Consider the following 11,121-nt stretch of genomic DNA (forward strand, 5'->3'; position numbering starts at 1 on the left):
AAAGCAGCTTAAGAAGTTGCTCAATCTGTTCCTGGCAAAACCGCCCGATTTCTGGGGAAGATACCTAATACAGTGTGCATGATGTGATATTGATAGATGTCTGCAAACCTGATGGGTCCTTATCTTATGAGGGATTCAGGTGTGCGAAGTTTGAGTAATTTACAAATCAAGCGAGCTAATCTGCTGCAGCTCGCTTGATTTATCGATATTTAATTCAACCACCTATTATATTTCCTTCTCTCATTTCGCAGTTTTTTTATCCAATTCAATTTCAAACTGCGTACTGTATTTATTTATAACAATTATATTAGAAGGAATATTTATTTTACTATTTAAATTTTTCTCGTATGTTATAAGGATTCCAAAACTACAATTCTTTTTCTTACTTGCAGAAACAAGCATGGAGAGTGCATCTTTAAAAGATTCATTATCGCGTTGAATTCTAATTGCAACAGGACAACCAAAATAATGTCTTTTTAAAAAGGCATCTATTCCTTTATTTCTTTGTACTATATCACATTCAAATTGATTTAGTATAGACAATTCAGTTTCATTTTTTGTTCTATATGCAGCCGCACCAACCTTCAATAATATAGAAGTCGTTTTATATGGATCAGCAAGTCTTTTTTTTGTAATTTCAATAGCGTCAGGGTTTATATCAATACCAATGTAATCACGATTTAAAAGTTTTGCACTAACCAAAGTTGTACCGCTACCACAAAATGGATCTAAAACACAATCCCCTTCATCTGTACTAATTCTTATTATTCGTTCCAATAATTCTATCGGCTTTTGAGTTGGATACCCTGTTCTTTCCTTTGCTTTAGGATTCAAAAATGGAATCTCCCAAACATCGGAAATCGGAACTCCTTTCTTTTCTTTCGCAGTAACGATTTCTCCATTTTCATCGCGTTTATAAACTGCTTTTCCTTTTTTATCTCTCACTCTCTCTTGTAAAATCTGGTCAAGGTTTGTTGTTGCCGAATAGTTACCATAAATAATATTGAATTTATAGTTTTTTCCTTTTGTGTAATAAAAAATAGTTTGATGTGCAGGCAATAACCCTTTTTTAGAGTTCGACCATCTTTTATACGTCCATATTATCTCACTTCTAAAATTAGCAACTCCGAACACTTCATCTAGCAAAATCCGCAAATAATGAGACGCAGATGTATCACAGTGAAGAAAAATTCCACCCGTAGGCTTTAGTATTCGCTTCATCTCTTTAATACGAACACGCATAAAAGATAAATAATCATCCAAGGAGTCCCAGGTATCTGCGAATTTATATTTTCTTCCATTTTTATCTGATAATGACTGGATTCTCTGTGTATAAAACGGCGGATCAAGATATATCATATCTATCGAATCACTAGAAAAATCCTTCATTACTTCTAGGCAATCAGAATTATACAGCATTATTACTCGCGAGAATCAGCAATTTGCTCCATTATTTCAAGCAAATCAATCCCCGTAAACTCTTTTATATAATTCCAAGCTGAATCACCATAATAGTACTTCCCGCCTATTCCTATATATAGTGTTTCCAATGTTTCTTGTATTTTTTTAGCTTGCCCACGCTGAGGATAATAAAACATAACTCTAACAGGTATATATCCCTTTGCGCTTATTGCTTTTACACGTGTATGCTCTTTCGTAATATGATCTCCGTCCGTAGTTGCATCGCGCCATTTTATTTCATGCGCTATATTACCAACTAGACAATCAATTTCAAATTTCTTAGGACGAGTCCCTAACGTATTTGGTATTTTAATCTTTGCCGCATTAGGATATTTATATTTCATGCAATAAACAGCGGCTTCTTCTAAAAAAGCACCTGCATACTTATACAAAAAACGTCCTTTATTTTGGTATAGATCAATAAGATTTCCTTCTTTATTTGAAATACCCAAGACACGATAAACGAGGTAATGAGAATTATCATCACTTTTCATTTCTTCGATTCTTAAGTCAACTTGATTCTTTAAATCCTTTGCATATTTATCAGCTAGTTTTCGTATTGTATTATAGACTTCTCGATTCACTCTAGTACTCTCCTTTTGTAACTAGATTTAATATATCATTATATCACATAAATCAGTAGTTTACAGCTTTTGAGACATAATAAAATCACGTAGCTCCTGCTAGTGTATAATAGATTCACCACAAACCAAACGGTTCCTCATCGCTCAGCTGGCGTTGGAGTCAGCTCCGTCAGTGTGCTGCCTGTTCCGGCAATTCCTGTCGAAGCAGACGGATGCATCGCTCAACAGCTATTACCGTCCCCTTGGCAATGGACTCGTTACGGATGCATCCATTTGACAAGCCCTAGCTCTGCGGGCTCTTGCCATAGTGCCGGAGGCGCTCCGGCAGGCGCCTATCTTGCCTTGTCGCCCACCGGCTGGTGAAAACGCGCATCTTTGGTGACCGCACCGTCCATGCCTATGTGACGCTGAGCAAGAGTGGCTTGCGTTGCCTCTTTTTTTAGCACCGTGGACCCAATGGCCCTGCACATGAGCATTGCCTGGCAGGAGAGTAAGGCACTTCGTGACACCAGCTCCAGGCTCATGACGTTTTATCCGCTCAAACTCTACAAGCTCCGCTGGAGCATTGAGACGAACTACTACGAGCAGAAGATGTTCTAATTCCAGCACATTGCCAAGGCCTTACAAGCATTGGCTTGGAGCAATGTGCAAGCGGTTTAAAAGCTGTAAACTAGTGTTTCTATATAAATTTGCACATATATATTCGCTAAAAAATTTCAATTTCCTGCTTGCAACAGCAATGGTTCCATCTCTGCCAGCGTTAATTTGTCGCGCCCGCATGATTTTCATCAATAGTCATAAGGAACATTGCCACCTTTACTTTCCCGAACAATCATGCCGTCAAGCGCCTGCACTGTCTTTTGCACCAGGCTGAACCTTGCTCAGCAAGACGATACGAATAAGAATAAATTGAAAGTATGTTTTTTTGTCGATATAATAAAGACTAGATACTTTTTTGCAACAGGGGGTTCTATCATGCGCAAGATCGCGATTTACGGCAAGGGTGGCATCGGCAAGTCGACGATGACGAGCAATCTGGCGGCGGCGTTCGCTGCACGGGGGAAGCGCGTCATCCAGATTGGCTGCGACCCGAAGGCCGATTCGACCATCAATCTGCTCGGGGGCAAGCCGCTGCTCTCCGTCATGGGCTATATGCGCGAGTACGACCGGGAGCCGGAGAGTCTCGCGGAAATCTCGCGCGAGGGCTTCGGCGGCGTGCTCTGCATCGAGACGGGCGGGCCGACGCCGGGGCTCGGCTGTGCGGGACGCGGCATCATCGCGACGTTCGGCCTGCTCGAGGACCTCGAGCTCTTTGAGACGTTCCGGCCCGATGTCGTGCTCTTCGACGTGCTCGGCGATGTCGTCTGCGGCGGGTTTGCCGCGCCGATCCGCGAAGGGTATGCCGAAGACGTGCTCATTGTGACCTCGGGCGAGAAGATGGCGCTCTACGCGGCGGACAATATCGCCAAGGCAGTCGAGAATTTTGCCGACCGGGGCTATGCGAAGGTCAGCGGCGTCATCCTTAACCGCCGCAATGTGCCGGATGAACGCAACAAGGTGGAATCGTTCGCCAAGAATCATGGGCTCGCCATCATTGCCGATATCCCGCGCAGCGATGCCATCAATGTGTATGAGGAGCGCGGCATGACGGTGATTGAGGGCGACAGGACGCTGCCCATCAGCCGGAAATTCCTGGAGCTTGCTGACCGCCTGCTCGCCGGCGAGGACGCCGCTCCTTCGCCGGCGCCCTGAAAGTGAGGGATCATCATGCCAGATGTACGCCAGCTGGGCGTTCCGTATTTCCTGACCATGGAGGAGCTGGCTGCCTGCGGACCGGAGGCCATCCCCGCCGAGCTCCAGACGGATACGCACCTCATCTACAATTCACCCGCGGCGCTCGACTTCAATTCGCCGGGCGCCCAGGGCTTCGGCGTCAAGCGCGCGGGCCTCTCGGTGCCCGGCAGCATCATGCTCCTGATTGCCCCGGGCTGTTGCGGCCGCAACACGAAAGCCCTGCAGGTACCGGGCGGCTACGGCGAGCGCTTTGCGTACCTGATGCTCTCGGAAAATGACATCGTGACGGGCAAGCACCTGCGCAAGATTCCGGCCGCGGCCGAGGCCTTCGTGAAGAGCCGCGAGACTGTGCCCACGGCCCTCATGATCTGCATCACCTGCGTCGACGCCCTGCTCGGCACGGATATGGAGCGCGTCTGCCGGCAGGTGGAAGCGCGGCTCGCACTGCCCGTGCGCCCCTGCTACATGTACGCGCTGACGCGTGAGAGCCGCCTGCCGCCGATGACCGCCATCCGCCAGACCGTTTACAGCCTGCTGAAGCCGCGCAAGAAGCGCAGCAGCCAGGTGAATCTCCTGGGCTATTTCACGCCGCTGGCCGATGACTCGGAGCTCTATGCCCTGCTCCAAAGCATCGGCGTGCGCCACATCGGCGAACTCGCGCGCTGCCATGACTTCGCGTCCTACGAAGCGCTTTCCGCCGCCAACTTCAATCTCGTGCTCGATCCCGAGGCCCGCCAGGCCGCGAGCTGGTTCCAGCAGGAATTGCAGATTCCGGCCATCGAGCTCAAGCGCCTCTACGAGACGGACAAGATTACCCGGCAGTACGAAGGGCTCGCTCATGTGCTCGGCGTTCGCCTGGATGACAGCGCGTACCGCGAGCAGGCCGAGGCCGCGCGCGATGCGTTCGTCTCGCGGTATCGGGGGCTTTCCGTCGCCGTCGGCAGCCGCCTGAACGCGAACCCCTTCGAGCTCGCGCTGGCACTCCTTAAGGCAGGAGTTGAGGTCCGCGAGATCTTTGCCGTGCCAAGTCCCACGGACTTCTTCTACATCCGCCGGCTCGCTTCTCTCGCGCCCAGGACCAGGCTTTACACGAACCTCTCGCCGTCCATGCTGCACTATGAGGAATGCGAGCATCCCGTCGAGCTCGCGCTGGGTGCCGATGCCTGCTACTACCATCCCGGAGCCGCACAGGTGCCATGGAATGAGGAATGCCAGCCATTTGGCCATCAGGGCGTGCGCAGCTTGTTCCATGTGATGACGGAGACCATGGCGGCCGCGGAAGCGGCAAACACCAAGGGCAGCAGGAAGGAGGCCACGAAATGAAGGGACTGCGTTTATACCTGCCGCCGTTCGCTCCGGATACCTCGGGCGCCGCGGCCGTGCTCTACCCGCTCGGCGGCATGGTCGTCATCGTCGACGCGGGCGGCTGCGCCGGCAATATCTGCGGCTTTGACGAGCCGCGCTGGCAGGAGGAGGGCGCGAAAAGTGCCGTATTCAGCGCGGGCCTGCGCGATATGGATGCCATCATGGGGCGCGACGACAAGCTCATCGAGAAGGTCCGTCTGGCCTGCGAGGAGATTGAGCCGCAGTTCATCGCCTTCATCGGCACGCCCGTACCGGCCGTCATCGGCACGGATTACCGGGCGCTCACGCGCATGGCAAAGAAGGCGACGGGCCTCCCGGCCATCGCGGTGGACAGCGACGGCACGAAGCTCTACGACGCGGGCGGCGGCAAGGCCCTGCTCGCGCTCTGCCGCGCCTTTGCCAAAGGGCAGACGGCTGGGCACTGCGGAACCATCGGCCTGCTCGGCCTGACACCGCTCGATTTTTCCGCAGGAAAACGCGGCCGTCTGGCAGATGCCCTGCGGGAGGAAGGCTGGTCAGCCGTCTGCTGCTACGACCGGCTGACGGATTTCACGCAGCCGTGCTGCCGGAAGAATCTCGTCGTCTCGCCCCTGGGGCTGCCGGCCGCCCGCTTCCTTGCCGAGCACTGCGGCATCCCGTATGAAATCGGCCTGCCCGGAGCATTCTTGAACGACCTGGCTGCCAAAATCGCCTCTGGCCTCGCCAAAGAGGATCGCGTGCTGATCATCCACCAGCAGGTCCTGGCCGGTGCCCTGCGCGGGGCGCTTCGCCAGGGCGGGCATCATGGGCTCATCACCTGCGCGACCTTCTTCGAGCAGCCGGCGGGAACGAGTGAGCCCGGCGATGCCGTCTTTCGCGAGGAAGACGAGTTCCAGGCGTTTGTGGCAGGCGGCCGTTTTACGGCAATTGTCGGCGATCCGTCGCTCCGGCGGGCCCTGCCCTCTTTCGGCGGCCGCTTCCTCGCGCTGCCGCATTTTGCCGTCTCCGGCACGACCTCCGCGTCCTGACCGCAGTTCCAAAAGACAGAATACGGAAAACAGCGGGCCGGGAGACACGGCACAAACCATCAAAGAAGCAGCACACACGCACCAGAAGACCAGAAGAAATGAGGACTTTCGTTATGTCATTTTGGAATATCAAGATTTACGGCATCGTACAGGGCGTCGGCTTCCGCCCGTTCGTGAGCCGGCTCGCTGAAGCCTGCCGGATCCGCGGCAACGTCTGCAACAAGGGGCCCTATGTCGAGGTCAACGCCCAGGGCACGCCGGAAAATCTCGCGGCCTTTCGCCGGGGACTGTGGGAGCAGGCGCCGGAGCGCGCGAGCATCCTCAAGATTGATGTGCGGGAAGAACCGGCTTCTGAAGCGGCTTCCAGAAATTTTTCGGATTTTGCCATCATCGAGAGTGCGAAGGAGCGCGGCGATATCTTCGTCTCGCCCGACATCGCGACGTGTGACAAATGCCGTGAGGAGCTCTTTGACCCCGGTAACCGCCGCTACCTGCATCCCTTCATCAACTGCACGGCCTGCGGGCCGCGGCTGACCATCCTCGAGGCCATGCCCTACGACCGCGAGCGCACGAGCATGAAGGAATTCCCGATGTGCCCGGCCTGCCATGAGGAATACGTGACGCCAGACGACCGGCGCTACGATGCCCAGCCCGTCTGCTGCAACGACTGCGGCCCCGAGGTCTACCTGCTCGGCGATGAAACGGTGCGGCGCGAGGCGGCCATCAAAGCCACGCGACGCGTCATCGCCAATGGCGGCATCGCGGCTATCAAGGGCATCGGCGGCTTTCATCTCTGCTGCGATGCCACGAACGAGGCGGCTGTCGCCCGGCTGCGCGCACTCAAGCACCGCCCGGTTAAGCCCTTTGCCATCATGATGCGGGATCTCGCCGCCGTCAAAGCCTCCTGCTGCCTCGAGCCCGGCCAGGAGGAAATGCTCACGGGTCACCAGAAGCCCATCCTGCTGCTGCGACGCAAGCGGGATGCCATCTTTGCGCCGAGCGTGGCTCCGGGGAATCCGAAAGTTGGCGTCATGCTGCCCTACACGCCTCTGCACATGCTCATCTTTGACTATCCCATAGACGATGCAGTCATCCCCGCGGCACTCGTCATGACGAGCGGCAATCCCTCGGGCGCGCCGATCTGCCATAACGACGAGGAAGCAAGGGAAGTCCTCGCCCCCTTATGCGACATCATCCTCTCGCACAACCGCCGCATCCGCCTGCGCGCGGACGATTCCGTCATGGACTGGTTCGAGGGCAGGCCCTACATGATCCGCCGCAGCCGCGGCTTTGCGCCGCTGCCCTTCCTCGTGAGCAACGCCCCCAAGGGGCAGGTGCTCGGCATCGGCGGCGAGCTCAAGAACACGTTCTGCCTCGCGAGCAACGTCCTCTTCTACCCCTCGCCCTACATCGGCGACATGTCCGACCTGCGTACGGTGCTCGCGCTCAAGGACTCCGTCGCCCTCATGGCATCGCTGCTCGAGAATGAGCCGCAGCTCGTCGCCTGCGATATGCATCCGCGCTACAACACGACAACGGCTGCCAAAGAACTCGGTCTGCCGCTGCTGCCCGTGCAGCACCATTACGCGCACATCCTCTCGTGCATGGCGGAGAACGATGCCGCGGGGCCCGTCATCGGCGTTTCGTTTGACGGCACGGGCTACGGCACCGACGGCACGGTCTGGGGCGGCGAGATCCTCATGGCCTCGTACGAATCCTTCGAGCGGCTCGGCTCCATCGAGCCCTTCGCACAGGCGGGCGGCGACCGTGCAAGCCGGGAGGGCTGGCGCATTGCCCTCGCGCTGCTTTTCGCCACGCACGGGAAGGAAGAAGCCCGCACGATTGCCGCGCACCTGCAGCTCGCCACGGAGCAGGAATTTGCCGCCGTCGCGTTCATGCTCGAGCACCGCGTCAATACCGTGACCTCGACGAGCGCCGGCCGCCTGTTCGATGCCGTCAGCGCGCTGCTCGGCATCCGCCGCGCCTCGACCTTTGAGGGCGAGGCCTCCATGTACCTGCAGTTCGCCGCTGAAGCCTGGGCCGAAGAGCATGCCGCCCCAGAAGAAATGGACGATGTGCGCGCCGGGATGCCCGCATCGTCAGACGGGCGTTTCCTGCTGCCGACGCAGGCGCTCTTCGATGAACTCGTCAGGGAGCGCCTGAACGGCGTGGATGCCGGCGCCCTTGCGTATGAATTCCATGCCGCCCTCGCCCGGCTCATCGTGCGCGGCTGCGAGGAAGCCCGCAAAAAGACGGGCCTCACAGCCGTCGCGCTGAGCGGCGGCGTCTTCCAGAATCTGCTGCTGCTGCGCCTGACGAAGGAACGGCTTGAGGCGCAGGGCTTTACCGTGCTGCTGCACAGTCTGATTCCGCCAAACGACGGCGGCATCTGCCTCGGTCAGGCGGCCGCGGCCAGCTTCCATCTGGCGGCCCGGAAGGCTCCTGAGGCCAGGCCGTCATGAGCAGCGCCCCTGCTCTATGGCAGCTCGTTTTACCAGGGCTGTCATGATTGATCATCATTGTTTATCTTAGGAAGGAAGTCATCATCATGTGTGTAGGTTTGCCAGCCAAGGTCATCCGCGTCAAGGACGGCATGGCCATCGTCGATGCCTCCGGCGCACGCCGCGAAGTCTCCGCCGAACTCCTCAACACCGTTGACCCCGGCGATTACGTCATGGTCCACGCGGGCCTTGCCATCGCCAAGATTACAGCTGACGACGAGGAGGAAAGCGCCTCGGTCCTGGAGTCTTTGTCATGAAGAAAAACGAAGCCATCGCCAAGGCCCGCGCCATCGTCACGAGCTACCAGGGAAAAAAGCTGCGCATCATGGAAGTTTGCGGCACGCATACGCATGAGATCTTCCGCCTCGGGCTGCGCCAGCTGCTGCCGCCCGATATCACGCTGATCTCGGGGCCCGGCTGCCCCGTCTGCGTCACGCCCGTGCGCTTCATCGACGAGGCCCTCTATCTCGCGCTTGAGCGGCACGTGACCATCTGCACATTCGGCGATCTCGTGCGCGTGCCGGGCACAAGGGAAAATCTCGGCGAAGCGCGCGCCAAAGGAGCCCGCGTGCAGGTCGTCTACACGCCACTCGATGCCGTGACGTATGCGCGGGAGCATCCCGCGGAGGATGTCGCCTTCCTCGCCGTCGGCTTCGAGACGACGACGCCGGCTGCCTGCCTGGCCGTCCGGCGCGCCGAAGCCCTGGGCCTCACGAATTTCACGCTGCTGACGGCCAACAAGACCATGGACGCCGCGTATCTCGCCATGAGCAAAAGCTGCGATGCCTACCTGTATCCCGGCCACGTCTGCGCCATCACGGGCACGAAAAAGATTGCCGCACTCACAAGCCGTGGCATCTCGGGCGTCGTCGCGGGTTTCACGGCCAGTGAGCTTTTGACGGCGCTGGCCGTCATCGTCGAGAAGAGTCGGCAGGAGCAGCCGTTTTTCGTCAACTGCTACCCGCGCGTCGTCACGGAGGAAGGCAGCCCGGCCGCCCGGAAGCTCGTCCAGACGTATATGGAGCCCTGCGATGCGGAGTGGCGCGGCCTCGGCGTCATGAAGGACAGCGGCCTGGCACTGCGCACGACCTATGCCCGCTTCGACGCGAGGAAGCGTTACGCCATCCCGGAACTCCACAGCCAGGCCAATCCGGCCTGCCGCTGCGGCGAGGTCCTGCAGGGCAAGTGCCTGCCGACGGATTGTCCGCTCTACGGCAGGCTCTGCACGCCCGCACACCCCGTCGGCGCCTGCATGGTGTCGCGCGAAGGCGCCTGCTCGGCCTACTATCAGTACGCGACAATCAACATGCGATAATACACGATAACATTTGCAGCTTACAGGAAGAAGGAATCCCGCCATGTCCGATACCATCACGCTTGCACACGGTGCCGGCGGCCGCCAGACGGCCGCCCTCATCGATACGGTCTTTGCGCATCATTTCCGCAACCCGGATTTCACGGCCGACGACGCCGCCGTGCTGCCGCTCGGCAGCACGCGCGCGGCTTTCACGACCGACGGCTTCATCGTCTCGCCCTGGCGCTTCCCGGGCGGCAACATCGGCAAGCTCAGCATCTGCGGCACGGTCAACGACCTCGCCTGCATGGGCGCCGTGCCCCGCTACCTCTCCTGCGCCTTCCAGATTGAGGAAGGCTTCGCCATCGAAGACCTCAAGGCCATCGCCGCCGCCATGGCCAAGACGGCAGAAGAAGCTGGCGTGCGCATCGTCGCAGGCGATACGAAGGTCGCAGGCCGCGGCCAGGTCGACCATATCTTCATCACGACGACCGGCATCGGCGAAGTGCTGCCGGGTGCTGCCCCGAGCGGCAGCCGGGCGCGTCCCGGCGATGCCGTCCTCGTCACGGGCGATGTCGGCCGCCATGGCTGCGCCATCCTGCTCGCGCGCGAGGATTTCGGCATCGAAGCCGATGTGACGAGCGACTGCGCGCCGCTCGCAAAGATGGTCCAGCAGCTCTTTGCGGCTGTGGAAGACAAGAAGGCCATCCACACGATCCGCGACGCCACGCGCGGCGGCGTCGGCACCGTCCTCTACGAGATCGCCCGCGAGAGCCAGGTCGGCGTGCGCCTCAAGTCCGCCGCCATCCCCGTCGATCCCGCCGTCAAAGGCGTCTGCGGCATGCTCGGCCTCGAGCCCCTCTATCTCGCCTGCGAGGGACGCCTCGTGATCGTGGCGCCGCAGGAAATCGCGCCGCAGCTTCTCGCCGTGCTCCGGCAGTCTCCCTACGGAACAAGTGCCGCCATCATCGGAGAAATCACGGATGACCCGGCCGGCAGCGTCGTCGTCGAGACGGAGCTCGGCACGAGAACGCTTCTGCCGGAGCCCGGCGGCGAGCTCCTGCCGCGCATCTGCTGATACCTCTCTTTGAATGAGGAGACTGAACGAGGTGATT

Annotated in this window: 10 protein-coding genes; 8 read left to right on the forward strand and 2 right to left on the reverse strand. The window is 57.5% G+C overall.

Annotated features, from left to right (window positions below):
• Positions 1-240: 240 nt before the first annotated feature.
• Positions 241-1,389, reverse strand: a complete 1,149-nt coding sequence (locus DWX75_RS01515) for a site-specific DNA-methyltransferase (protein WP_199497490.1) — start codon at positions 1,387-1,389, stop codon at positions 241-243.
• A gap of 32 nt (positions 1,390-1,421) precedes the next feature.
• Positions 1,422-2,045 (reverse strand): ApaLI family restriction endonuclease, encoded by a 624-nt coding sequence (locus tag DWX75_RS01520; protein ID WP_118014252.1) that lies wholly within the window; start codon positions 2,043-2,045, stop codon positions 1,422-1,424.
• Positions 2,046-2,513: 468 nt separating this feature from the next.
• Here DWX75_RS01520 and DWX75_RS12275 point away from each other — a divergent pair, with 468 nt between their 5' ends.
• The 8 genes from DWX75_RS12275 (at position 2,514) to hypE (ending at position 11,084) form a co-directional block, all read left to right on the forward strand.
• Entirely contained in the window at positions 2,514-2,645 is a 132-nt protein-coding gene (locus DWX75_RS12275; RefSeq protein ID WP_255424241.1) for a hypothetical protein, read from the forward strand.
• A gap of 375 nt (positions 2,646-3,020) precedes the next feature.
• Positions 3,021-3,797, forward strand: a complete 777-nt coding sequence (locus DWX75_RS01530) for an AAA family ATPase (protein WP_118014254.1) — start codon at positions 3,021-3,023, stop codon at positions 3,795-3,797.
• A 15-nt stretch (positions 3,798-3,812) separates the two neighbouring features.
• Positions 3,813-5,162: a nitrogenase component 1 gene (locus tag DWX75_RS01535; RefSeq protein ID WP_118014256.1), complete on the forward strand. Its 1,350-nt coding sequence runs from the start codon at positions 3,813-3,815 to the stop codon at positions 5,160-5,162.
• Entirely contained in the window at positions 5,159-6,211 is a 1,053-nt protein-coding gene (locus tag DWX75_RS01540; protein WP_118014258.1) for a nitrogenase component 1, read from the forward strand. The genes DWX75_RS01535 and DWX75_RS01540 overlap by 4 nt, the downstream gene beginning before the upstream one ends.
• Positions 6,212-6,324: 113 nt before the next feature.
• Positions 6,325-8,673, forward strand: a complete 2,349-nt coding sequence (gene hypF, locus DWX75_RS01545) for a carbamoyltransferase HypF (protein ID WP_118014260.1) — start codon at positions 6,325-6,327, stop codon at positions 8,671-8,673.
• A gap of 86 nt (positions 8,674-8,759) precedes the next feature.
• Positions 8,760-8,969, forward strand: coding sequence for a HypC/HybG/HupF family hydrogenase formation chaperone (locus tag DWX75_RS01550; RefSeq protein ID WP_118014262.1), 210 nt, complete (start codon positions 8,760-8,762; stop codon positions 8,967-8,969).
• The gene (gene hypD, locus DWX75_RS01555) at positions 8,966-10,027 is read left to right on the forward strand and encodes a hydrogenase formation protein HypD (RefSeq protein WP_118014264.1); all 1,062 of its coding nucleotides are present in this window, start codon (positions 8,966-8,968) and stop codon (positions 10,025-10,027) included. The genes DWX75_RS01550 and hypD overlap by 4 nt, the downstream gene beginning before the upstream one ends.
• 43 nt (positions 10,028-10,070) lie before the next feature.
• Positions 10,071-11,084 carry a hydrogenase expression/formation protein HypE gene (gene hypE, locus DWX75_RS01560; protein ID WP_118014266.1) on the forward strand — a complete coding sequence of 338 codons (1,014 nt, stop codon included), beginning with the start codon at positions 10,071-10,073 and terminating at the stop codon, positions 11,082-11,084.
• Positions 11,085-11,121: the final 37 nt, after the last annotated feature.

The organism is Mitsuokella sp. AF21-1AC (genome assembly GCF_003458855.1).
Taxonomy (GTDB): domain Bacteria; phylum Bacillota; class Negativicutes; order Selenomonadales; family Selenomonadaceae; genus Mitsuokella.